Below are 23,611 nucleotides of genomic sequence, written 5' to 3'. Positions count from 1 at the left end.
TCCACGGGTCTCCTCGCTGCAGGGGCGGGATGAGCACTGTGCTCATCCCGCCCCTGCGGCGTGTCCGTCCGTGATCCGGTAGACGCGCCAGCCGTCCGCGCCGTAGCGCAGCTCCACCCGGATGCTCACCCGGCCGTGGTCCTCGGCTGTGCCGTCGGGCGCGCTGGTCGTCGTGTGCATGCGCACCGCGAGCCGTGCCGAATCCCCGTCGGCCTCGGGCTCCCCGAGCAGCTCGAGCATGATGGTCACCGTCGTACCGCTGTTCTCCTCGACGGGCGCACGGGCGTCCGCCCGGGCCGCCGGCGAACCGGGCACCGTGAGGGTGGACAGGGCTTCGGCGTCACCGGCTTCATAGGCTGCGGCCCGGGCCTCGGTGAGGACCCGGAACGCCGTGAACGGGTCGTCCCGGTCGAACAGCTCCGGAGCGGCCGTCGTCGCGGGCCCGGGCGGGGCGGAGGCCGCCGGCGGAGAGGACTCCGGCGTCGCTGCCTCCGCACCGGCGCTGCCGGACGGTCCGGATGCGGTCGGCCCGGGCACAGCGCTCGGCCCCGCGGTCGTCCGCTGCTCGGTCTGGAGAGCGGGCAGGAGAACGAGGACCCCGATGACGACGGCGAGCATCGCACCGACCGCCGCGAGCGGGCGCAGTCCGAGCCGACGCAACCGGGCCGCGACCCGCGCGAGGCGCTCCCCCGGGGCGAGGGCACCGAAGTGCCCCGGCCACCGGCGAGGCCTCCCGCTCCTCCGGTTCCCCGCCGTGCTCCGGTGCCGAGCCCTCCTCCGACGTGTGCTCCCGTCTCGCCCCGCATTCCCGTCTCGACCCGTTGCTCCGCGCCGACCGGCCGCCCGACGGAGTCGACCCACCCCGGACGGGGCCGGTGCCTGCACGGTCCCCGCACTGCCGACTCCCCCGCATCCCGCGGCGCTGCGCGCTCTCCTTGCGCTCCCGGCACCTCCGCGGGTCGGCTCCGCGGTCCCGGTGTCCTCAGCGGCTCCGGGGTCATCAGCGACGCCGCCGTCTGCGGGACCGGTGCGGCCGCGTGCGCCCCGTCCGTTCGCCGCAGCCGCGAGCCGCTCCGCGTACCCGGCATCGATCCGGATCTGAGCGGTCACCGCATCGGCGACCGGAACTGCGGCCTCCGCGGGGAGGAACGGGAACGGCTCAGCGTCGCCGGCGGCGGTGAGTCGAGCGGAGAGCGATCTCGGCAGCCCGTGGATGTCGAGGTCGAGCTCCGCGGCGGCTTCGAGCAGTTCGATGACGATGACCGCGAGCGGCTCCGCCGGCGCGTGGCGCAGCGATCGCACCGGGATCGCGGCCTCGGTCCAGGTCCGTCCGGTCAGGCACAGGTACCCGATCTCCCCGAGCTCGACCTGCGGCTCCACCGCACCGGCCGCCGCCGTGTGGCACGGGACGGTCCGGATCGCCCCCTCGGCATCGAGGGCGAACACGTGCCGGTGCAGGCGGGTCCGGCCCGGCGGCGCTGCAGGGGTCTCCGCCAGGGCGGTCAAGCACTCCTGCAGGACACCGATCGTCTGTGCGCTCGACAAGCCGCCGCAGGAGCGCAGGACATCGACGAGCAGCCCGCCGGCGAACCGCGGGACCCGGACCCCGGTGGCCTCGTCGCCGCCCGGCCCGAGGACCGTGATGTGCCGGATCCCGGTGGCGCCCCCTCGTGCTTCCTGCAGAATCGCCTCGGTTGCCGCCGGTTCGCCTGGGAGGAACCACGCGGTGTCCTCCCCCGCACGGATCCGGGCGATCCCCGGTGCCACCTCGGCCTCGACGTGCCATTGCCGGTCCACGCTCGGCTCCTTCGCTCGCGGTGATGGTGGAGCACCGATCCGGCGCCCGTCAGTATCACTCTGTTGATCTAGCTCAGTGTCGTTTGATGTCCTTTGCGGTCGTTCGCATCATTTCACCAGGTGTCGACGCGGAGCACAAGAGCGTTGTCGGCCCTGTGGACGACGGCGTCCCACGGCGCCGCGCGGGAGAGGGTAAACTTGCTGAGCGAGGAATCATCCGCCATCGATCGAGCGAGAGAATGTCAACAGACTCAGAGAAGCGCCGCGGGCTGTTCAAGCGCAGGCCCAAGGATCCCAACAAGACCGGCCGCCTGGCCCAGATGAAGCAGGTCGTGCAGCTCGCCCGACGCCACAACCCGGCGTCCGTGTGGCTCATGGCTGCGGCGATCGTCGGCTGCATCGGCCTCGGCGTCATCGCCGGGTTCGTGTTCGGTGCGATGTGGCTGTGGGTGATCTTCGGTCTGCTCCTCGGCGTGTTCCTCGCCCTGTTCATGCTCGGTCGCTTCGCGGAGACCGCCGCGTTCGAGGAGATGCGCGGCCAGCCGGGTTCGATCGGCGCGGTCCTCAACACCGCCCGGCGCGGCTGGCTCATGGACGAGCAGCCGATCGCTGTCGACCCGCGGACCCGGGACCTCGTCTACCGCTCGACCGGCAAGGGCGGAGTGATCCTGTTCAGCGAGGGCCCGAAGAACCGCTCGGCCAAGATGCTCGCCAAGGAGAAGAAGCGCCACGAGCGCGTGCTGCCCAATGTGCCGATCCATACCTTCCAGGGCGGCGAGGGCGATGAGCAGATCCCGATGAGCCGCATCGTCAAGACCGTCCACCAGGTGCCGCGGCCGCTCAACAAGGCCGAGGTGCTCGCCGTGCGCAAGCGGCTCACCGCACTCGGCTCGATGACCACGCGCCCGCCGATCCCCAAGGGCATCGACCCGATGCGGGCCCGGCCGGACCGCAAGGCGCTGCGCGGCCGCTGAGGCCGGGCCGCAGGCGCCCACCCGCGCAACGGAGGCCGGGGTACGACGGGGACGTCGGCCCCGGCCTCCGGCGTGGATGCTGCAGGTGAGGGTGAGCCGCGGGGCCACGGATCAGCACCCGGATCGATCGCACCGGCCGCCGGTGGTCGCCGGTGCCACGGCTCAGCGGCGGACGATCACCGTGCGCGCCGCGACGTCGTGGAAGCCGCGGTTGTCGACGTTGCTGATGAGTGCGGGGACGACGGGCAGCAGCAGCGCGGTCCGGATGAGACCGGCGAGCAGTCCAGGTGCGCGGCCGGCGAGATTCATCACGCGCACGCCGAACGCCCAGTGCCCCACCGTCATGCCGAGGGTGGAGACGAGGACGAGGTTCTCGACCGCGAAGATCGCGAGGATCGCCAGCGGGTGCGCGTCGAAGAGGAACGCGGCGATCGCGTAGCACATCGCCCAGTCGAGGAGGACTCCGAGGAGGCGTCGGCCGAGCGGGGCGATGGAGCCCGGGCCCGCTTCCGGCAGGCCGAGATTCTTCCCCGGCCAGTAGTCGGCGGGGGCACTGAACTGGGGGCCGTCGAGCCAGGAGCCGAGGTCGTCGCGATCGATCACACCTACCAGGGTACCGGCCCACGGCGTGTAACACGCCCGAAACACGGGCGATACCGCGGATTCACGCCGCCCACTAGACTGAGGGTATGACGTCGCGGCAATCCTGCCGCAGCGTCCTCCCAGCCCGACACCAGGAGTGAGCTTGTTCTCCACATCTTCCGAACTCGTGTCCTATCTCAAGGACAACGACGTCCAGTTCGTCGACATCCGGTTCTGCGATCTCCCCGGAGTGGTCCAGCACTTCAACCTCCCGGCCTCCGCCTACGGCGAGGACGAGATCAACGACGGCCTGCTGTTCGACGGTTCGTCGATCACCGGATTCCAGGGGATCCACGAGTCGGACATGAAGCTCCTCGCCGACGTCTCCTCGGCCTTCATCGATCCGTACCGCGATGCGAAGACCCTCGTAGTCAACCACTCCATCGTCGACCCGTTCACCGATGAGCCGTACTCGCGCGATCCGCGCCAGGTCGCCGCCAAGGCCGAGGCCTACCTCAAGAGCACCGGCATCGCCGACACCGTCAACGTCGGCGCCGAAGCGGAGTTCTACCTCTTCGACAGCATCCAGTACCAGAACGACCCGGGTCACGGCTTCTTCAAGATCGACTCCGAGGAGGCGGCCTGGAACACCGGTCGCGAGGAGCTCGGGGGCAACCTCGGCTACAAGACCCCCTACAAGGGCGGCTACTTCCCGGTGTCCCCCTCCGACCACTTCGCCGATGTGCGCGACGCCATCTCGCTCACCCTGCAGGAGCTCGGCTTCGAGGTCGAGCGCGCCCACCATGAGGTCGGCACCGCGGGCCAGCAGGAGATCAACTACAAGTTCGACTCCCTCAAGAAGGCCGGCGACCAGCTGCTCGACTTCAAGTACGTCGTGAAGAACACCGCCTGGGAGTTCGGCAAGTCGGCGACCTTCATGCCGAAGCCGCTGTTCGGCGACAACGGCTCGGGCATGCACTGCCACCAGTCGCTGTGGAAGGACGGCGAGCCGCTGTTCTACGACGAGAACGGCTACGCGGGTCTGTCCGACCTCGCCCGCTGGTACATCGGCGGTCTGATCGAGCACGCCGGTGCGGTCCTCGCGTTCACCAACCCGACGATCAACTCCTACCGCCGCCTGGTCCCCGGCTACGAGGCGCCCGTCAACCTCGTGTACTCGGCCCGCAACCGCTCGGCCGCGATCCGCATCCCGGTCACCGGCTCCTCGCCCAAGGCCAAGCGCCTCGAGTTCCGCGTGCCGGACCCGTCGTGCAACCCGTACCTCGCCTTCTCCGCCCAGCTCATGGCCGGACTCGACGGGATCAAGAACCGGATCGAGCCGCCGGAGCCGATCGACAAGGACCTCTACGAGCTGCCGCCGGAGGAGCTCGGCGACATCAAGCTCGTGCCGAACTCGCTCGACGAGGCGCTCGACGAGCTCGAGGCCGATCACGACTTCCTCACCGCCGGGGACGTCTTCACCGATGACCTCATCGAGACCTGGATCCGGATCAAGCGCGAGGAGGAGATCGAGGTCGCCCGCCTCCGTCCGACCCCGACCGAGTTCGAGCTCTACTACTCGATCTGATCGACCGCACCGAGGGGGAGCATCCGCACGGATGCTCCCCTCGGTGCGTCCTAGACTGGGGCCATGACCCACTACGACCTCCTCATCATCGGCACCGGCTCCGGGAGCTCGATCGTCGACGAGCGCTTCGACGGCCTCCGGGTGGCGATCGCAGAGGCCGGCCTGTTCGGCGGCACCTGCCTCAACGTCGGCTGCATCCCGACGAAGATGTTCGTCCACACCGCCGACCTCGCCGCGGCCGCCGCGGACTCCTCGGCCTTCGGGATCCGCACCTCCTTCGACGGTGCCGACTGGCCGGCGATCCGCGACCGCGTCTTCGGCCGGATCGACCCGATCGAGGCCGGCGGCCGGGAGTACCGGACCAACCGGCAGCCGAACGTCACCGTCTACCCCGAACACGTCCGGTTCACCGGCCCGAAGTCCTTCACCACGGCGTCCGGCACGGAGTTCACCGCCGACCGGGTGGTCCTCGCCGCCGGCTCCCGCGCCCAGATCCCGGCGCTACCGGGCATCGACGCGAAGCGCGTCGACACGCCGGGATTCCCCGTCATGACGAACGACACCGTCATGCGGATGCCCCAGCTCCCGGGATCGATGACGATCGTCGGCGGCGGGTTCATCGCCGCCGAGTTCGCCCATGTCTTCGCGGCCCTCGGGGTCGAGGTCACCGTGCTCGTGCGCGGCGAGGGTCTGCTCACCGCCGCCGACGCCACCGTCTCCGAACGCTTCACCCGCGCCTTCTCCGCTCACCACCGCGTGCACCTCGGGACCCAGATCCGGGAGGCCGAGGTCACCGCGGACGGGGTCCGCCTGCGCCTCGAGGCCTCGGGCTGGGTGGCCGGCTCCCCCGTCCCCGACGACCTCACCACGGATGTCGTGCTGCTCGCCACCGGCCGGGTGCCGAACATCGACGGCCTCGGCCTCGATGCGGCCGGCATCGACGTCGTCGCCGGACGCGTGGCCGTCGACGGGCACCAGCGCGTCCTCTCCGGCGGCACTCCCCTGCCCGGCGTGTTCGCACTCGGGGACATCAGCTCCCCGCACCTGCTCAAACACGTCGCCAACCACGAGGCGCGAATCGTGCAGGCGAACCTCCTCGCCGACCTCGCCGCCGGGGCTCCGGGCGCAGCGCCGGATTCCGCGCTGGAGACGACCAGCCACCGCGCGGTGCCCGCCGCGGTGTTCTCCCGCCCGCAGGTCGCCTCCGTGGGCGCGACCGAGGATGCCGTCCGGGCCTCGGGTGCGGAGTACACGGTGAAGATCCAGGAGTACGCCGACGTCGCCTACGGCTGGGCGCTCGAGGACACCACCGGGTTCGTCAAGATCATCGCCGACCGCAGCACCCGACAGATCCTCGGCGCGCACCTCATGGGCGATGAGGCGTCGATGATCGTGCAGCCGCTCATCCAGGCGATGGCCTTCGGCCTGCCGGCGGACCGGATGGCCCGGGAGCAGTACTGGATCCACCCCGCCCTGCCGGAGGCGGTGGAGAACGCCCTGCTCGGCCTCGAGTTCACCGACTGACGGGCTCAGTCGTCGTCATCATCGTCATCGTCGTCGTCATCGTTGTCGTCCCAGTCGTCATCGTCCCAGTCGTCGTCATCGTCATCCCCTCCGCCGCCGGGCGCGCGCGGGGGCGGAGCGACCTCCTGCGGGGCGGATCCGCCTCCGCCGCCGCTGCTCGATCCCCCGCCGGAGCCGCCGCTGCCGGAACCTCCGCCCCCGGAGCTCTCGCGCTCGGGTGCGGGCTGCCTGCGCTCGACCTGGAACTCCGGCCGCTCGGCCTCGCCCGCCGGGGGTGCCGCGGATTCCGAGGGGTCGAGACCGGCCTCCCCCTCCGCGCCCTCGGCGGCCTCGGTCTCCCCTGCACCGGCGTCCTGCGAGTTGCCGACGATCGGTTCGCTCTGGGAATCCGTCGGGGACATCGAATCCGTCACCCACAGCCCGATCCCGGCCATGAGGGCGAGCATCAGGGCGCCGATGGTGATCAGGGTGCGCACGGGTTCCGCCTTCCTCCTACGAATGTCTCCATGGTCCCGGCCGGGGATGAGCCGCGGATGAGTCGCGTATGAGAAATCTCTCATCCGCCCCGGTGCGGCCCGGGGCCGGTGTCCGGGTCACGCGGGCTCCTCAGCCGACCGGCGGATCCTGAAGCATCCGGTAGCCCAGGCCGCGCACCGTCTCGATCGATTCCGCGCCGAACTTCTGGCGCAGGTACCGCACGTAGACCTCGACGACGTTCGACCGGCCGTCGGAGTCGAGCCCCCACACCCGCTCGAGGATCTGGTCGCGCGAGAGCACCGTGCCGGCATGGGTGACGAAGAGCTCCGCGAGCATGAACTCCCGGGCCGACAGGTCCACCCGTCGATCCCCGACCATTGCGGTGCGGGCGTGCGCATCGAGCTCGATCGCCCCGGCACGCAGGGGGAGCGCCTCCGTCGCCGGCGCCGCCTCCGCCCGGTGCTGCTGGTGGTCGCGCAGGCGGAGCTCCACCCGTGCGACGAGCTCGGAGACCTGGAACGGCTTCGCCAGGTAGTCGTCGGCTCCCCCGGTGAGACCGTGCACGGTGTCCTCGCTCGAGGTCCGTGCGGTGCACATGATGACCGGCGTGGTGTTCTTCGACTCCCGCAGCGCGGCGAGGATCGCGAAGCCATCGATCGTCGGCAGCCCGACGTCGAGCACGATGAGATCGTACGCCCCGTGGAGCGCGGACTGGAGGGCGAACATGCCGTCTGCGGCGACGTCGGAGGTGTGCCCGGCCTTCGTCAGGCCCTTGGCGATGAAGCGGGCGATGTTCGCCTCGTCCTCGGCGATCAGGATGTGTGCCATGGTGCCGGCTCCGTTCTCCAGGGGGTGCGGGGGACGACGATGGTGAATGCGGCGCCGTGTCCGGGCCGGGACTCGAGGTCGACCCAGCCGCCGTGCGCGTGGGCGATCGCGGCGACGATCGCGAGCCCGAGGCCGGAGCCTTCGGTGCCGCCGCTGCCGGATCCGCGGCGGAACCGGTCGAAGATGTGCGGCTGCTCCTCGTACGGGATGCCGGGGCCGTCGTCGGCCACGCGGAACAGCACCGCCGGCCCGGCCTCGGGGTGGGTGGCCGGGGACGAGGTGGCCGCAGCCGAGATCACCACGCTCGATTCCGGCGGGGTGTGGTTCACCGCGTTGCGGCACAGCTGGAGCAGGGCCTGCGCGATCCGCTGCCGGTCGATGACCATCTCCTGATCGACGGAGGTGGCGACGGTGAATCGCTGCGGGCCCAGGCTCGAGGCCTTCGCGGCGACCTCGCTGACGATCGATGCCGCGGACTCCGGGCCGATCCGGATGAAGTCGGCGTGCCCGGCTGCGGCGAGGAGCGAGAGGTCGGCGACGATGCGGCTCATCCGGTCGACCTCGTCGAGCACGAGGTCACGGGTCTCGACGACGTCGGCCGGATCGGTCTCGTCGACGACCTCGAGGTTGCCGCGGATGATCGTCAGCGGCGTCTTGAGCTCGTGCCCGGCATCGGAGAGGAAGCGGCGCTGCTCCTCCACCCCGTCCTGGACCCGGTCGAGCATGGAGTTGAAGCTCGCGCCGAGCCGGTCGATCTCGTCGCCGGTGCCGGTCACCGCGACGCGCGCGCTGAGATCGTTCGCGTCGGCCCTCCCGGCGACCTCGTTGATCTCGTGCACCGGACGCAGCATCCGCGCCATCACCCCGGCGCCGAGCACCCCGACGAGGACGAGCGTGAACAGACTGACCCCGGCGTAGATCCAGGCGCCCTGTGCGACCTCGTCGTAGAACCGTCCGAGGTCGTAGGCGATGATGAAGTAGCCCTGCGACTCGTCGCCGGGCACGGTGACCGGGACGATCGCCACCCGCATGAGCTCGGACTCGTAGGACACGTCGGTGGTGACGGTCCGGTCAGGGGTCCTGCGGCTCTCGATCTCTGCCAGCAGCGCCGGATGGGTGATGTCGACGGTGCGTTCGCCGGCCGGCACGTACACGATCTCGCCGTCGATCATCGCGGCGAAGGATTCGTGCGCGCCCGGCACGTCGGCGGTCATCGCGGCGTAGAGCAGCTCGGTGAGCGATTCGAAGGGCACGCCCTCGGCGTCGCCGGCCGCGGAGAGGGTGCGGAGGTCGGCGATCTCGTCGTCGAGCTCGTTGTTCGCCCGGTCGGAGGCGCTCTTGGCCTGGAACGCGAAGCTCAGGCCGCCGGCGATGAGCAGGCCGGCGAAGATCGTGGAGAGCACGACGAGGAGGGTGCGGCCCCGGAACGAGCTCGCCGATTCCCGCAGCCGCGCCCGCATCGTCAGCGCAGCAGGGACTCGTACACCTGCACGGTCTCACGGCCGATCTGCTCCCAGGAGAAGGTGTCGACGGCACGCTGCCGACCCCGCCTGCCCATCTCGCGGGCGCGGTCGGGGTCGGAGACCATGCGGGTGAGGCCCTCGGCGAGGTCCCGGACGAACGCCTCGGGATCCTTCGGGGTGCCGGTCCCGTCGTCGAGCTGATCGATGGGCACGATGATCCCGGTGTCGCCGTCGAGCACGACCTCGGGGATCCCTCCGGTCGCGGTGCCGACGACCGGCGCGCCGCAGGCCATCGCCTCGAGGTTGACGATGCCGAGCGGCTCGTAGACGCTCGGGCACACGAAGGTCGTCGCGTGGGTGAGGAGCTGGGTGAGCTTCTCCCGCGGCAGCACGGTGTCGATGAGGACGACGCCGGAGCGGGTCTCCTGCAGCTCGGCGACGAGCCCGGCCACCTCCTGTGCGATCTCCGGGGTGTCCGGTGCGCCTGCGCAGAGCACCACCTGGACGTCCTCGGGCAGCAGGGCGACGGCGCGCAGCAGGTAGGGCAGACCCTTCTGCCGGGTCACCCGGCCGACGAACACGACGCTCGGACGCCGCGGGTCGATGCCGTACTCGTCGAGCACCGCGGTGTCCTCGTTCGGCTGCCAGGCGCTCGAGTCGATGCCGTTGTAGACGACGCGCACCTTCCCGGGGTCGATCTGCGGGTAGACGCGCAGGATGTCGCGCTTCATGCCCTCGGACACGGCGATGACGCCGGCGGAGTGCTCGTAGGCGGTGCGCTCGGCCCACGAGGAGATCGCGTAGCCGCCGCCGAGCTGCTCGGCCTTCCACGGCCGCAGGGGCTCGAGGGAGTGCGCGGACAGCACGTGCGGGATGTCGTACATGAGGGAGGCGAGGTGGCCGGCCATGTTCGCGTACCAGGTGTGGGAGTGCACGAGGTCGGCCCCGGCGATCCCGGCGATCATCGACAGGTCGACGCCGAGCGTGCGGATCGCGGCATTCTGGTCGGCCAGCGCCGACAGCTCTGGGTAGCCGGTGGCATAAGGGATGTCGCGACGGTCGCCGAAGGCGTGGACGCGCACGTCGATGAGCTTCGCGAGGACGGCGCTGAGCTCGGCGACGTGGACGCCGGCACCGCCGTAGACCTCGGGCGGGAATTCCTTGGACACGATGTCTGTACGCACGCCCCAATCTAATCACGGACCCCCTGCGGGCGTGAGCGGCGCCGGAGCGCAGGGCGTTCGCTGTCGGGTGCGCTTGCGGGCGAACCGCAGGTCACAGGGAGTGTTGGCGTGGGTGGGGCGAGCGAATAGAGTGAGAAGTGCCCCCTCGACCTCCATCGGAGAAGGACTGCGAATGTCGGATCCCCGCGTACTGTCCATCGTCCTCGCCGGTGGCGAGGGCAAGCGACTGCAGCCGCTGACCTATGACCGCGCCAAGCCCGCAGTCCCGTTCGCCGGCAGCTACCGGCTCATCGACTTCGTCCTGTCGAACCTCGTGAACTCCGGCCTGCGCGAGGTCGTCGTGCTCACGCAGTACAAGTCGCACTCGCTCGACCGGCACATCTCCGAGACCTGGCGGTTCTCCTCCCTGCTCGGCAACTACATCGCCTCCGTGCCCGCCCAGCAGCGGGTGGGCAAGCGCTGGTTCCAGGGCAGCGCCGACGCGATCTTCCAGAGCCTCAACCTGATCTTCGACGCCAAGCCCGACATCGTCGCGGTGCTCGGCGCTGACCACGTGTACCGGATGGACTTCCGGCAGATGATCGACGCCCACCTGGAATCCGGCCTGCCCGCGACCGTCGCCGGCGTCCGGCAGCCGGTGGCCCTGTCCAAGCAGTTCGGGGTCATCGAGACCGTCGAGGACGACCCGAGCCGGATCTCCGCCTTCGTCGAGAAGCCGGCCTCGACCCCCGGCCTGCCCGACTCCCCCGGCGAGTTCCTCGCCTCGATGGGCAACTACGTGTTCGATGCGCAGGCGCTCATCGACGCGGTCGTCTCCGATTCCAAGGACGACTCCTCCTCCCACGACATGGGCGGGGACATCATCCCCTCGTTCGTGTCCCGCGGCGAGGCCGGCGTGTACGACTTCGCGAACAACGTCATCCCCGGGTCCGGGAGCAAGGATCACGGCTACTGGCGGGACGTCGGGACGATCGACTCGTTCTACGACGCCCACATGGACCTCATCGCCCCGGTCCCGTCGTTCGACCTGTACAACATGCGCTGGCCGATCTACACCCGCCACACGGTGCTGCCGCCGGCGAAGTTCGTCCACGACATCGACCACCAGCCCGGTCGCGCCGTCGATTCGATCGTCTCCCCCGGCGTCGTGATCTCCGGCGGCTACGTCGAGGGTTCGGTGATCTCCCAGGGGGTGACCGTCGACTCGCTCGCGGCGGTGTCCGCCTCGGTCGCCATGGACAATGTGCGGATCGACCGCGGCGCGCGGGTGCACCGGGCGATCCTCGACAAGAACTCGGTGGTGCCGCCCGGCGAGACCGTGGGGCTGTTCCCCGAGGTCGACCGGCGACGCGGCTTCACCGTCACCGACAGCGGGCTCACGGTCGTGCCGAAGAACCACACCGTCAACGACGACCCGTTCGACGACGCCCCGCGACTCCATCCCTGAGTGCGGCCCTTCCCCTGAGTGTGGTGCGGCCCCACCCCTGAGTGCGGCTCAGTCGAACTCGTAGAACAGCCGCTCCATGACCTTGCGCGCACGCCGGGTCGCCCCGAGGTACTCCTCCGCGAGCCGCTGCGCGCTGCCCGGCCGGTAGCCCATGAGTCGGGCGGCGGCCTCGAGCTCGGTGTGGTCGGCGGGCAGCGCAGCGGCGGTGCGGCCGCGGAACAGCATCACCGCCGACCGCAGCGCGGTCGCCATCGACCAGGCGGTCTCGAGCGTCCGCGCATCGTCCTCCCCCGCGAGCCCGGCCTCCACCGCGGCGTGGAGCGCCCCGAGCGTCGAGGTGGTCCGCAGGCCGGGATGATCCGCCGCATGGCGGAGCTGCAGGAGCTGCACCGTCCATTCGACGTCGGACAGCCCGCCGCGGCCGAGCTTGATGTGCCGCTTGGGGTCCGCCCCGCGCGGCAGCCGCTCGCTCTCCATCCGGGCCTTGAGCCGGCGCATCTGCCGCAGCGATGAGACCGGGACCTCGCCGGGATAGCGCAGGGGGTCGATGAGCGCGTCGAACGCCTCGCGCAGCTCTCCCGAACCGGCGATCGGGCGGGCGCGCAGGAGCGCCTGCGCCTCCCAGGGCTCCGACCACTTGGCATAGTAGCGGCGGTACGACTCGAGTCCGCGGACGAGCGGGCCGGACTTGCCCTCGGGCCGGAGGTCGGCGTCGATGTCGATCTCGAGGCTCGCGGATCCGGTGCCGCCGAGCGCGGAGGTCAGCGCCAGCGCCACCTTCTTCACGTGCGCCGTCAGACGCCCCGAGGCCTCGGAGTCGAGGTCGTCCACCAGCGGACGGTGGACGAACATCACGTCGGCATCGGAGAAGTAGCCGATCTCCGCCCCGCCGAGCCGGCCCATCGCGATCACCGCGAACTCGTAGTCGGGGACATCGGCCTCGGCGTCGAGCCCGGCGCGCACGGCGGACAGCGCGGCGTCGATCGTGATCTCCATGAGCTGGGAGAGGATGCCGGGGATCGCGGGGAGCTCGACGGCGTCGAGCACGTCGCCCAGCGCCGTGCGGAGCACCTCGCGGCTGTAGAGCGCACGGATCGGCTCGACCGCCTCGGCGCCGTGCCGCTCGAGGAGACCGGCGGCCTCCTGGCGCAGCGAGTCCACGCTGCGCGGCTGCAGGCGCTCCTGATCGTCGAGCCAGGCGGCGGCCGCGGGATTGTGGAGCAGGAGGCCGGTGGCGAACTCCGACAGGGAGAGCACCTGTGCCATGGACCGCGCGGCGACCCCGGAGTCGCGGAGCAGCTTGAGGTACCAGTTCGACCCGGACAGGGACTCCGAGAGCCGCCGGAACGCGAGCAGGCCGGCATCGGGGTCGACGCCCTCGGAGAACCAGTCGAGGAGCGCGGGCAGCACCTGGCGGTGCACGACGGCGGCGCGGCTCACCCCGGAGGTCAGGGCGGCGATGTGGCCCATCGCGGCCTTCGTGCCCCGGTACCCGAACGCGGCCAGGCGGGCTCGAGCGGCCTCGGCGGACATCGCGGTGAGCGCGTCCTGCCCCGCGGCGGCCTCGAGGATCGGGCGGTAGAAGATCTGTTCGTGCAGGCCGCGCACCCGCTTGCTGTGGGCGGTGCGGTCGTCGGCCAGACGCCCCTCCGAGCGGTCGCCGAGCGCGTACACGCTGCGCGCGAGCGTGCGCAGCTTCGACTCCTGGTCGGGCAGCAGGGCGGTGCGCTGCATGCGGGGGATCTGCAGCCGGTGCTCGACGACCCGCATGAAGCGGTAGGCCTCGGCGAGATCGGCGGCATCGGCGGAGGCGATGTACCCGGTCTCGCCGAGCGCGGCGAGCACCCGCAGGGTGGTGGGGACGCGGATCCGGTCGTCGGCGAGACCGTGGACGAGCTGGAGGAGCTGGGCGGAGAACTCGACATCGCGCAGCCCGCCGGGGCCGAGCTTGATCTGCCGCTCGGTCTCCTTCTTGGGGATGAGGTCGACGACCCGCACCCGCATCGCGCGGACCTGTTCGATGAACCCATCGCGGCCGGAGGCGGTCCACACGTAGGGGTTGAGGGTGTCGTACCAGGCGGCGCCGAGTGAGGCGTCGCCGGCGATCGGGCGGGCCTTGAGCAGGGCCTGGAACTCCCAGTTGTGGGCGACCTCGGCGTAGTAGTGGTCGAACTCCTCGAGCTTGCGCACGAGCGGTCCGGCCTTGCCCTCCGGGCGGAGCGCGGCATCGAGCTCCCACAGCGCGGGCTCGGCCGCGGAGCCGCTGATGATCTCGACGAGCCGCAGCGCCAGGCGGGTCGCGGCCCGGGCTGCGGTGTCGTCGGGGGCCTCGCCGCGCGCGGCGTAGCAGAACACGACGTCGACGTCGCTGACGTAGTTGAGCTCGCGCGCCCCGCACTTGCCCATCCCGATGACGGCGAGCGAGGCGGTGTCGGCGTCCTCGGTCTCCGCGCGGGCGATCGTCAGACCGGCGTCGATCACCCCGGCGGCGAGGTCGCTCAGCAGCGCCGTGACGGATTCGACGATCGATGTCGGCTCGAGGGCGGCGAGGTCGTCGACAGTGACCTGGACGAGCAGGTCGCGGTAGCGGCGGCGCAGCGCGGCCACGGCCTCCTCCCCCGTCATCGTCGCGGTCGGGAGCTCGGCATCCGGATCAGCGCCGACGGCGGTGAACAGCGTCCGCCGCAGCGCGTCCGGTGCGGCGTCCTCGGAGCCGACGATGAGGTGGGTGTCCTCGCCGTTGAGCACGAACACCGAGTCCGGCCAGCGCACGAGGTGATCGATGCTCGCCTCCGAGGCGCCGGCGAGCAGGATGAGACGGGACAGGAAGGCCGGGGACCCCGCGAGGGCGGCACGCAGCCGATCCCCCTCCCCCTCGCGGGCCACCGCCTCGACGACCCGGAGGACGCCGAGCGCGGCGGCGTCGGGATCCGCCGCCGCACTGAGCAGGCCGGCGACGGCGGGGCCGGCGAGCACCTCGGCCCCGAGGAGCTCGTCCGCCTCGCCCATGAACCGCTGGGCCCGGGCGGACGTCCCCGCCCCGCCCGAGCGCGCCGGGTCGCCGCGTCGCGTGCGCATCAGGGTGCGGTGAAGTGCCGGCCGAGCTCGTACTCGGTGACCTGCGCACGGTAGTCGTTCCACTCCTCGCGCTTGTTGCGGAGGAAGAAGTCGAACACCTCCTCGCCCAGGGTCTCGGCGACGAGTTCGCTGTCCTCCATCCGTGCCAGCGCCTCGTCGAGGCTCGCCGGCAGCGCCTCGATGCCCATGGCGCGGCGCTCGTTGTCGCTGAGCGTCCACACGTTGTCCTCCGCCTCCTCGGGGAGCTCGTAGCCCTCCTCGATCCCCTTGAGCCCGGCGGCGAGCATGACGGAGTAGGCGAGGTACGGGTTGGCGGAGGAGTCGATGCCGCGATACTCGATGCGCGCCGACGAGGACTTCCCGGACTTGTACTGCGGCACCCGGATCAGCGCAGAGCGGTTCCGGTGGCCCCAGCAGATGTAGCTCGGCGCCTCGTGGCCGGTCCAGATCCGCTTGTAGGAGTTGACGTACTGGTTGGTCACGGCACTGATCTCCGCGGCGTGGCGGAGCAGGCCGGCGACGAACCGGCGGCCGGTCTGCGAGAGCTGGTACTCCCCTGCCGGCTCGTAGAAGGCGTTGCTCTCCCCCTCGAACAGCGACATGTGCGTGTGCATGCCGTTGCCGGGCCGGTCGGCGAGCGGCTTGGGCATGAAGGATGCGTAGACGCCCTGCTGCAGCGCCACCTCCTTGACGAGGGCCCGGAAGGTCATGACGTTGTCGGCCATGGTGAGGCCGTCGGCATAGCGCAGATCGATCTCGTTCTGGCCGGGGCCGGCCTCGTGGTGGGAGAACTCGACGGAGATCCCCATCGCCTCGAGCGTCTGCACGGCGGTCCGGCGGAAGTCGTTGGCGGTCCCGCCGTTGACGTGGTCGAAGTAGCCGGCGGTGTCGACGGGCACCGGCGGGCGGCCGCCGAGCTCCCCGGATTCGAAGAGGTAGAACTCGATCTCAGGGTGGACGTAGAAGGTGAAGCCGCGCTCACCCGCCCGATCCATGGTCCGGCGCAGCACGTTGCGGGCATCGGATGCCGCGGGATGGCCGTCGGGCGAGTAGATGTCGCAGAACATGCGGCCGGTGGGCTCCGACTCCCCGCGCCACGGCAGGAGCGAGAAGGTCGAGGGGTCGGGGCGCAGGACCATGTCGGACTCGAACACCCGGGAGAAGCCCTCGACGGAGCTGCCGTCGAACCCGATGCCCTCGCCGAATGCGCCCTCGAGCTCCGCCGGGACGATGGCGACGGACTTGAGCTGGCCGAGCACGTCGGAGAACCACAGCCGGATGAACCGGACGTCGCGGTCCTCGACGGTGCGGAGCACGAACTCCTGCTGGCGGTTCATGGATCCCATCAGGACTTCCAGTCCCGGTCCTCGGACTCCCAGTCCGCGGTGTTCTCCGCGGCCCGGGACAGCGCGTTCTGCGCCTCCTCGGCGGTGTCGTAGGGGCCCATCCGGTTCTCCCACGCGCTCGCGCGCCCCTTCTCCACCTGGTTCGTCTTGGTGTTGTACCAGAACTTCTCTGCACCGGCATCGGTGTTCGCGTCCGACATCTCGGGTCTCCTTCAGCTGCGGGGGTGCGGTGGGGCGGCTGCGCCCCCGGTCCGCACGCGGTTGGCGAGTTCCGCTCCCACCTTACCGCCGTGCCGGGCCGCGTCCCCGTCCCACCGTCTAAAGGTTTGCTCGGCCGACCTTTAGGGGCGTACAGTGTGGTGACCCGATACCCCGGCGGCGTACGCCGCCACCCCCGAGGGAGAGAATCGATGAAGATCGCCGTCCCGACAGAGATCAAGAACAACGAGAACCGCGTGGCCATCACCCCCGCAGGCGTCCACACGCTCGTCGAGGGCGGCAACACCGTCGTCGTCCAGGCCGGCGCCGGCATCGGCTCCTCGATCAGCGACGAGGAGTACCGGGAGGCCGGCGCGGAGATCATCGAGGATCCCGCCGAGGTCTGGCAGGCCGGTGAGATGGTGCTCAAGGTCAAGGAGCCCATCGCCGAGGAGTACGGCCGCCTGCGCGAGGACCTCATCCTCTTCACCTACCTCCACCTCGCCGCCGACGAGCCGCTCACCACTGCTCTGCGCGAGGCCGGCACCACGGCGATCGCCTATGAGACGGTGCAGCCCGAGGGCGGCGGTCTGCCGCTGCTCGCCCCGATGTCGGAGATCGCCGGCCGGCTGTCGACCCAGGTCGGAGCCCACACGCTCCTCAAGGCCAACGGCGGTCGCGGCATCCTGCTCGCCGGCGTGCCCGGGGTCCGCCGCGGCCGCGTCACCGTGATCGGCGCCGGAGTCGCCGGCACGAACGCCGCCCGCATCGCCATGGGGATGGGCGCCGAGGTCGAGATCATCGACATCAACGCCCAGCGGCTGCGTCACCTCGACGAGATCTACGGTGCGAGCCTGCAGACCACGGTGTCGAACCCCTACGAGATCGCCCGTGCCCTCGAGACCTCCGACCTCGTCATCGGCTCCGTGCTCATCCCCGGCAAGCGCGCCCCCAAGCTCGTCACCGATGAGATGGTGCAGGGCATGCGGCGCGGTTCCGTGCTCGTCGACATCGCGATCGACCAGGGCGGCTGCTTCGAGAACTCGAAGCCCACGACCCACGACGATCCGACGTTCCCGGTGCACGACTCGGTCTACTACTGCGTGGCGAACATGCCCGGCGCGGTGCCGAACACCGCGACCAAGGCCCTGACGAACGCGGTCATGCCCTACGCCGCCCGGATCGCGAGGTCCGGCTGGCGCGAGGCGCTGGTGGCCGACCCGGCGCTCGCCCGCGGCCTCAACGTCCAGGCCGGGAAGGTGACGAACGAGAACGTCGCCGAGGCGTTCGGTCTCGAGCACATCACGCCGGCCGAGGCGATCGACGCCTGAGCACGGCCCTCTGGCTGCGCCCAGCGGCGGCCCGGAGAGCTTCGGCTCCCGGGCCGCCGGCGTGCGCGGGCGTCCCCTGTGAGCAGCCGGGAGCGGGCGGGCCGCCGGCGTGCTCGCGCGGGAGCGGGCCGTCAGCCGGCCATCATCGTCGTCGCCCGGAAGTGCTCCTCGCACAGCCGGCCGGCGGCAGGGCCGTCGCCGTCGCGGATCGCCTCGACGATCGCCGAGTGGTCGGCGCAGGCGCGGGCGAAGAGCTCCGGCGAGAACGGATCGTGGCGGAAGCCGGTGTTGATCCGCCGGTCGAGATCGGTGACGATCCGCACGATCTCCGGGTTGTGCCCGGCGAGGGCCACGGCGTGGTGGAAGCGGGCGTCGGCGAGCCGGGCCCCGGCGGCATCGGCCTGGGCGGCGTAGGCCTCGGCGAGCCCGGCGATCTCCTCGGCCTCGGCCGCGGTGCGCCGCTGCGCGGCGAGCAGCGCGGCCCGGTTCTGGACCACGGCGCGCGCATCGAGCAGGTCGATGCGGGTGCGGTGGAACTCCTGCAGGCGGTCCTCGATCCCGGCCAGTGCCCGGGAGTCCCATTCCGCGACGAAGGTGCCGCCGCCCCGCCCGCGCCGGCGCACGATGAAGCCGCCGCGCTCGAGCCGGTCGAGGGCCGCGCGGACGGAGGACCGTGACACCTGCATCGCCGCGGCGAGCTCACGCTCCGGCGGCAGCGCCGAACCCACCGGGAGGGCGCCGACGGCGATCGAGGACATGATGTGGTCGGCGATCTGCTGGGGCGCGCTCGTCATCACGACGACGTCCCCCAGACCGTCGCCCAGACCGGACAGCGGTGTGCTCATGCGACCTCCTCGGGAACCTCCATCCTAGTCCCGCACCGCGGACTGCGGACCGGGCCGGACGCCGATTAGACTGGCCGCATCATGACATCACACGCGCCGCTGGGCACCCTCACACCAGGAACCGTCTCCCCCGTCCGCAGCGTCCCCGCCGACATCCCGCGTCCGGAGTACGTGGGCCGTGCGGTGCCGGACGAGGGACGCGGCGGGGACCACTACACGCCGGAGGAGATCGAGCGCATCCGGGCGGCCGGCCGGATCGCCGGCAACGCGCTCGCCGAAGCCGGTCGCGCCATCGTCCCCGGCGTCACCACCGACGAGCTCGACCGGATCGCCCACGAGTACCTCTGCGACCACGGCGCCTACCCGTCCTGCCTCGACTACCGCGGCTTCCCCAAGTCGATCTGCACCTCGATCAACGAGGTGATCTGCCACGGCATCCCGGATTCCACCGTCCTGCAGGACGGGGACATCATCAATCTCGACATCACCGCGTACAAGGACGGGATGCACGGGGACACGAACTACACCTTCTGCGTCGGCGAGGTCGACGAGGAGTCCCGGCTGCTCGTCGAGCGCACGTACGAGGCCACGATGCGCGGGATCAAGGCGGTGAAGCCGGGACGCGAGATCAACGTCATCGGCCGCGTCATCGAGAAGTACGCCGGACGGTTCGGATACGGCGTCGTGCGCGACTACACCGGGCACGGGGTGGGCCGCGAGTTCCACTCCGGCCTCATCGTCCCCCACTACGACGCCGCGCCGGCCCACAACGAGGTCATGGAGCCGGGCATGGTGTTCACCATCGAGCCGATGCTCAATCTCGGCACCGAGAAGTGGGAGTCCTGGGACGACGACTGGACCATCGTCACCGCCGACCGGAAGCGCTCCGCACAGTTCGAGCACACCCTCGTCGTCACCGAATCCGGTGCCGACATCCTCACCCTGCCCGACGAGTCCACCGGGATCTTCCACGGCCCGGCGGCCTGACGCCGCCCCACGAGCCCGACCCGTTCCCCGAAAGGCGGATCATGACCGACTTCCTCCACTCCGACACCCCCTACGGCATCGGCATCGACATCGGCGGCACCGGGATCAAGGTCGGCCTCGTGTCCCTCGTCGACGGCACCCTGCCGTTCAAGCGCGTGCGCGTGCTCACCCCCAAGCCCGCCACCCCGGAGGCGGTCGTGGGTGCGGTGGCCGATGCCGTCGACCAGGTGGTCGACAAGGCCGTGCGCAAGAAGGTCGTGCCCGACGCCGCGGCGCTCGCCCGGCTGCCGCTCGGCGTCGCCTTCCCCGGCGTCGTCAAGGAGGGCACGGTGCTGTTCTGCCCGAACCTCGACCAGAGCTGGATCGGCGAGCACCTGCCCGAGGCGATCACCCGGGCCACCGGCCGCAGCTGCTTCGTCATGAACGACGCCGATGCCGCCGGATTGGCTGAGATGACCTTCGGCGCCGGGCGGGGCCACCGCAAGCAGACGGTGATCATGACGACGCTCGGCACGGGGATCGGCACCGCGCTGTTCCACGATGCGGTGCTCGTGCCGTTCACCGAGCTCGGTCACCTCGAGATGAACGGGGCGGATGCGGAGACGCAGGCGGCGGAATCCGTCAAGGTCCGCGAGGGGCTCGAGTACGCCGAGTGGGCGCAGCGTCTGCAGCAGTACTACTCGATGCTCGAGATGCTCTTCACCCCGGACCTGTTCATCGTCGGCGGTGGGATCTCGAAGAGCCACGAGCAGTTCCTGCCGCTGCTTCGGCTGCGCGCGGAGATCGTGCCGGCCGAGCTCCGCAACGACGCCGGCACGGTGGGTGCGGCGTATCTCGCGGCCAACGGGGGCCGGGCGAAGGTGCGCAAGCACAAGGGGTGAGGACAGGCCGCCTGTACGCCGGGTTCTGTCCACGGGCCGGTTGCCCGGACACCGTTCGACGGTCATCTGTCTAGGGCCGCCGTCACCGACGGCCTCGAGCGATCCACCCGACAGCTCGGGCGAGCAGCCCTCGGACGCTGTCTGTCTGATCTTGCTCCCAGCGGGGTTTACCCAGCGATTCCGGTCACCCGGAACCCTGGTGGTCTCTTACACCACCGTTTCACCCTTACCGGCCTGCACCAGGCAGGCAGGCGGTCTGCTCTCTGTTGCACGTGCCCGCGGGTCGCCCCGGGTGGGTGTTACCCACCGCTGTGCTCTGCGGAGCCCGGACGTTCCTCGTCAGCGTTCCCGCTGCCGCGACCGTCCGGCGACCTGTCCTCGATCACCCAGTGTAGTCGCAGGCCGCCCGAGCCCGGGCCACGCCGTCCTCGCTGAGCATAACCCCGGGTCAGGGGGCGGTTGGGCGGCCTCTAGGATGGTGGACCGTGATCATCCTCCTCCCACCCTCCGAGGGCAAGACGCCCGCCGCGACCGGACCGCGCCTCGACCTCGACGCGCTCAGCCTGCCGGAGCTCACCGGCGCCCGCGCCGAGGTGCTCGATGCACTCGCCGAGGTGTCCGCCGCCCCGGATGCGCTCGACCGGCTGGGCGTCGGGGCGGGCATCGCCGAGGACGTCGCCCGCAACACGCGGCTCACCGAGATCCCCTGCGCGCCGGCGCTCGACACCTACTCCGGAGTGCTCTACTCGGCGCTCGGCCGGCTCACCCCGACGGCGCGTGCCCGGCTCGAGCACGTCTGGGTGTCCTCGGCGCTGTTCGGGATCGTCGCCGCACTCGACCCGATCCCCGCCTACCGCCTGTCGATGAAGACCCGGCTCTCCGGCCAGGTGCTCTCCACCTGGTGGCGCACCCGCCTCACGCCGGTGTTGGATGACGAGTTCGCCGGGCAGCTCGTCCTCGACTGCCGATCGACGGAGTACCGGAAGTCGTGGCCGGGCCCGCCGGAGCGCACCGCCGTCGTCGACGTGTACACCGAGTCCCGGGGCCGGCGCACCGTGGTCTCGCACAACGCCAAGCACACGCGCGGAGAGCTCGTCGGCCGCCTGCTGCGCTCCCGGGCCACGCTGCCGGAGGACTTCCGCGGCCTCGTCACGGCGGCGAAGCGGTACCACGCGGTCGAGTTCACTCCCCCGCAGGGCCGGCAGCCGGCCCGGCTCGACATCATCCTGCCCGGCTGAGGCGCCGGAGCGGGTCCGGGTTCCAGTCGCCAGCGGGGTTCCGGGTGCAGTCCGGTGCGGATACCAGCGAGTAACCGCACTGCAGTGGCTGTTGAGTGCCAGAACCGCACTGAGGTGGCTCCGGAACCGGCGCTTCGCACCGCGGCCGTCCAGCTGGTCCGTGCCGTCAGCCCAGCGGCGTGACGAGGAGCGTCTCGCAGGAGTCGCATTCGACGACCGTGCCGGGCTCGGAACCGGAGAGCGCATCGCGGGCGACGCCGCTGAGCTCGTCGCCGCAGGCGCCGCAGGTGCCGTGAGCGAGCACTGCGGCACCGATCTGGCCCGCGGTCTCCTTCGCGCTCAGCCGCTGCCGGATGTCGGTCGGGAGCTTCTCCGCCGTGCCGGCGCGCGCGGCTTCGAGCTCCGCGGCCTCGGCGGCGAGCTCCTCGGCGCGTGCCTTGCGCTCGGTCTGGAGGTCCTTGCCGCGGGCGGCGATCGCCGCGCCCTCCTGCCGCAGGTCCCGGATCTCCGCATCCTGCTCCTCGACCGCGCCGAGGCTGGTGAGCTGGTCCTCCTCGACCTTCTCCCGCGCGGTCTTCGCGGTCTCGATGTCGCCCTGGAGCGCCACGAGGTCCCGGGAGGTCAGCCCCTCGCCGGAGGCCAGCCGGGACTCCATCCGCTCGATCGTCGCCCCGCGGGCGGCGACATCGGTCTCGAGCGCGGTGGCGCGCTCGGACTCCGCAGCACGGGTGGCCTCGAGGGCGGCGATGCGTTCGGCGTTGGCCTGGTGCTCGGCGGCGAGTCCGCGCAGCTGCTCGAGGAGCTCGGTCTGCTTGGCGGCGTGGGTGTTCTTCCGCAGCCGGGCGGAGAGGTCGATCCAGTCGAGGAGGGCGCGGTGTGCGGTGTCGGTGAGGTGCATGCTCAGTCCTCGGTCGGTGCGGACGGGTCGGTGAAGACCGGGCCGGCGGGCGCGGGTCCGGAGTGGGAGTCGAGCGGCTGGTCGATCCGCACGGTCCACGGATCGGTGCGGATCCGGGACACGGCGATGTCGATCTCATGGCCGGCGGATTCCGCGGCGGTCGCGAGCTGATCGGCTGCCCGGTCGAGCCACAGCGCCTCGGCGGCCCAGTGGGAGATGTCGATGAGATGGGGCGTGCCGTCGGTCCGGTTCGCGGTGTCGCGGGCCTCGGTCGCGGGGTGGTGGCGCAGGTCCGAGGTGATGTACACCCCGGCGCCGGAGCCGCGCACGGCATCGAACATCGAATCCCCCGCTCCGCCGAGCACGGCCACCCGGGTGACCTCGGCGTCCGGATCGCCGGCAATGCGCACACCGGTCACCGTGGCATCGAGCACCGCGGCGAGGCGGCGGGCGAGCGATTCGACGGTCTGCGGCCCGGACAGGTCGCCGACCCGGCCGATGCCCACCCCGGCGGGCGCCTCGGCGGTGGGGGCGAGCGGCGTCGTCCCGGTGAGGCCGAGCACCTCGGCGAGGACGTCGGTCACCCCGCCGCGGGCGGAGTCGGCGTTCGTGTGGGCGTTGAACTGCGCCACGCCGGCCCGGATGAGGGCGTGGACCGCTCCGCCCTTGAGGGTGCCGGCGTTGACCGAGGTGATCCCGCGCAGGAGGAGCGGGTGGTGGGTGACGAGCATGTCGTACCCGCCGTCGACCGCCTCGGCGACGACGGAGTCGACCGGGTCGAGGGCGAGGAGGAGTCTGCGCACCGGAGCCGCGGGGTCACCGACCGCGAGGCCGACGGTGTCCCAGCTCTCGGCGTAGGAGGCCGGCCACAGCTCCTCGCACAGGTCCATGATCGTCGTCACTGTCGCGGTGCTCATGGGGCCACCGTAGTACACCGCGGTCCCG

At 71.1% G+C, this 23,611-nt stretch carries 20 protein-coding genes and 1 other RNA gene; 8 read left to right on the top strand and 13 right to left on the bottom strand.

From position 1 onward, the window contains the following. Positions 1–42: 42 nt before the first annotated feature. The gene (locus FDF13_RS10805; RefSeq protein WP_137319636.1) at positions 43–1,797 is read right to left on the bottom strand and encodes a hypothetical protein; all 1,755 of its coding nucleotides are present in this window, start codon (positions 1,795–1,797) and stop codon (positions 43–45) included. A gap of 239 nt (positions 1,798–2,036) precedes the next feature. On the opposite strand from FDF13_RS10805, the gene FDF13_RS10800 reads away from it, so the two are divergent. Beyond that, complete coding sequence (locus FDF13_RS10800) at positions 2,037–2,771, top strand: DUF4191 domain-containing protein (RefSeq protein WP_137319635.1); 735 nt, start codon at positions 2,037–2,039, stop codon at positions 2,769–2,771. A 162-nt stretch (positions 2,772–2,933) separates the two neighbouring features. Here the strand turns inward: FDF13_RS10800 and FDF13_RS10795 are convergent, their stop codons facing one another. Next, positions 2,934–3,374, bottom strand: coding sequence for an RDD family protein (locus FDF13_RS10795; RefSeq protein WP_137319634.1), 441 nt, complete (start codon positions 3,372–3,374; stop codon positions 2,934–2,936). Between the two features lie 142 nt (positions 3,375–3,516). Here FDF13_RS10795 and glnA point away from each other — a divergent pair, with 142 nt between their 5' ends. Both glnA and FDF13_RS10785 read left to right on the top strand, forming a co-directional pair. Then, positions 3,517–4,941: a type I glutamate--ammonia ligase gene (glnA, locus tag FDF13_RS10790; RefSeq protein ID WP_137319633.1), complete on the top strand. Its 1,425-nt coding sequence runs from the start codon at positions 3,517–3,519 to the stop codon at positions 4,939–4,941. Between the two features lie 63 nt (positions 4,942–5,004). Further along, the gene (locus tag FDF13_RS10785; RefSeq protein ID WP_137319632.1) at positions 5,005–6,465 is read left to right on the top strand and encodes a mycothione reductase; all 1,461 of its coding nucleotides are present in this window, start codon (positions 5,005–5,007) and stop codon (positions 6,463–6,465) included. 5 nt (positions 6,466–6,470) lie between these two features. On the opposite strand, the gene FDF13_RS10780 is transcribed toward FDF13_RS10785, so the two are convergent. From FDF13_RS10780 to glgA, 4 genes are all read right to left on the bottom strand, one after another. After that, positions 6,471–6,941 (bottom strand): hypothetical protein, encoded by a 471-nt coding sequence (locus tag FDF13_RS10780; protein ID WP_137319631.1) that lies wholly within the window; start codon positions 6,939–6,941, stop codon positions 6,471–6,473. Between the two features lie 130 nt (positions 6,942–7,071). Then, the gene (locus FDF13_RS10775) at positions 7,072–7,770 is read right to left on the bottom strand and encodes a response regulator transcription factor (protein ID WP_137319630.1); all 699 of its coding nucleotides are present in this window, start codon (positions 7,768–7,770) and stop codon (positions 7,072–7,074) included. Beyond that, positions 7,755–9,230: an ATP-binding protein gene (locus FDF13_RS10770; RefSeq protein ID WP_137319629.1), complete on the bottom strand. Its 1,476-nt coding sequence runs from the start codon at positions 9,228–9,230 to the stop codon at positions 7,755–7,757. The genes FDF13_RS10775 and FDF13_RS10770 overlap by 16 nt, the downstream gene beginning before the upstream one ends. A 2-nt stretch (positions 9,231–9,232) precedes the next feature. Beyond that, positions 9,233–10,417, bottom strand: a complete 1,185-nt coding sequence (gene glgA, locus FDF13_RS10765) for a glycogen synthase (RefSeq protein WP_137319628.1) — start codon at positions 10,415–10,417, stop codon at positions 9,233–9,235. A 172-nt stretch (positions 10,418–10,589) separates the two neighbouring features. Here glgA and glgC point away from each other — a divergent pair, with 172 nt between their 5' ends. Next, positions 10,590–11,864 carry a glucose-1-phosphate adenylyltransferase gene (gene glgC, locus FDF13_RS10760; RefSeq protein ID WP_137319627.1) on the top strand — a complete coding sequence of 425 codons (1,275 nt, stop codon included), beginning with the start codon at positions 10,590–10,592 and terminating at the stop codon, positions 11,862–11,864. 48 nt (positions 11,865–11,912) lie between these two features. Here glgC and FDF13_RS10755 read toward each other — a convergent pair whose 3' ends face one another. Genes FDF13_RS10755 through FDF13_RS10745 form a run of 3 tightly spaced genes read right to left on the bottom strand, consistent with a single transcriptional unit; the run spans position 11,913 to position 16,488 of the window. Next, positions 11,913–14,942 (bottom strand): bifunctional [glutamine synthetase] adenylyltransferase/[glutamine synthetase]-adenylyl-L-tyrosine phosphorylase, encoded by a 3,030-nt coding sequence (locus tag FDF13_RS10755; RefSeq protein WP_137319626.1) that lies wholly within the window; start codon positions 14,940–14,942, stop codon positions 11,913–11,915. After that, positions 14,942–16,279, bottom strand: a complete 1,338-nt coding sequence (locus FDF13_RS10750) for a glutamine synthetase family protein (protein ID WP_137320473.1) — start codon at positions 16,277–16,279, stop codon at positions 14,942–14,944. Before FDF13_RS10750 ends, FDF13_RS10755 begins: the two co-directional genes overlap by 1 nt. 8 nt (positions 16,280–16,287) lie before the next feature. Beyond that, positions 16,288–16,488 carry a hypothetical protein gene (locus FDF13_RS10745; protein ID WP_137319625.1) on the bottom strand — a complete coding sequence of 67 codons (201 nt, stop codon included), beginning with the start codon at positions 16,486–16,488 and terminating at the stop codon, positions 16,288–16,290. Between the two features lie 210 nt (positions 16,489–16,698). Here FDF13_RS10745 and ald point away from each other — a divergent pair, with 210 nt between their 5' ends. Further along, positions 16,699–17,817, top strand: a complete 1,119-nt coding sequence (ald, locus tag FDF13_RS10740) for an alanine dehydrogenase (RefSeq protein ID WP_137319624.1) — start codon at positions 16,699–16,701, stop codon at positions 17,815–17,817. Positions 17,818–17,948: 131 nt separating this feature from the next. Here ald and FDF13_RS10735 read toward each other — a convergent pair whose 3' ends face one another. Continuing rightward, positions 17,949–18,662 (bottom strand): FadR/GntR family transcriptional regulator, encoded by a 714-nt coding sequence (locus FDF13_RS10735; RefSeq protein ID WP_137319623.1) that lies wholly within the window; start codon positions 18,660–18,662, stop codon positions 17,949–17,951. A gap of 81 nt (positions 18,663–18,743) precedes the next feature. Between FDF13_RS10735 and map the strand changes: the two genes are divergently transcribed. After that, a complete protein-coding gene (gene map / locus FDF13_RS10730; protein ID WP_137319622.1) occupies positions 18,744–19,649 on the top strand; it encodes a type I methionyl aminopeptidase in 906 nt (301 codons plus the stop codon). Positions 19,650–19,690: 41 nt separating this feature from the next. Continuing rightward, positions 19,691–20,530, top strand: a complete 840-nt coding sequence (ppgK, locus tag FDF13_RS10725; RefSeq protein WP_137319621.1) for a polyphosphate--glucose phosphotransferase — start codon at positions 19,691–19,693, stop codon at positions 20,528–20,530. Here ppgK and rnpB read toward each other — a convergent pair. After that, an RNA gene (gene rnpB, locus FDF13_RS10720) (RNase P RNA component class A) lies at positions 20,529–20,906 on the bottom strand. The genes ppgK and rnpB overlap by 2 nt on opposite strands. Positions 20,907–21,015: 109 nt before the next feature. Between rnpB and yaaA the strand changes: the two genes are divergently transcribed. Continuing rightward, complete coding sequence (yaaA, locus tag FDF13_RS10715) at positions 21,016–21,768, top strand: YaaA family protein (RefSeq protein ID WP_137319620.1); 753 nt, start codon at positions 21,016–21,018, stop codon at positions 21,766–21,768. Positions 21,769–21,934: 166 nt separating this feature from the next. Here yaaA and FDF13_RS10710 read toward each other — a convergent pair whose 3' ends face one another. Both FDF13_RS10710 and FDF13_RS10705 read right to left on the bottom strand, forming a co-directional pair. Further along, positions 21,935–22,666, bottom strand: coding sequence for a hypothetical protein (locus FDF13_RS10710; RefSeq protein WP_137319619.1), 732 nt, complete (start codon positions 22,664–22,666; stop codon positions 21,935–21,937). A gap of 2 nt (positions 22,667–22,668) precedes the next feature. Further along, the gene (locus FDF13_RS10705) at positions 22,669–23,583 is read right to left on the bottom strand and encodes a Nif3-like dinuclear metal center hexameric protein (RefSeq protein ID WP_175406956.1); all 915 of its coding nucleotides are present in this window, start codon (positions 23,581–23,583) and stop codon (positions 22,669–22,671) included. Positions 23,584–23,611 lie beyond the last annotated feature (28 nt).

It is taken from the genome of Brevibacterium sp. CS2 (genome assembly GCF_005280295.1).
Taxonomy (GTDB): domain Bacteria; phylum Actinomycetota; class Actinomycetes; order Actinomycetales; family Brevibacteriaceae; genus Brevibacterium; species Brevibacterium pityocampae.
This window is presented reverse-complemented; position numbering and strand designations above follow the sequence as displayed.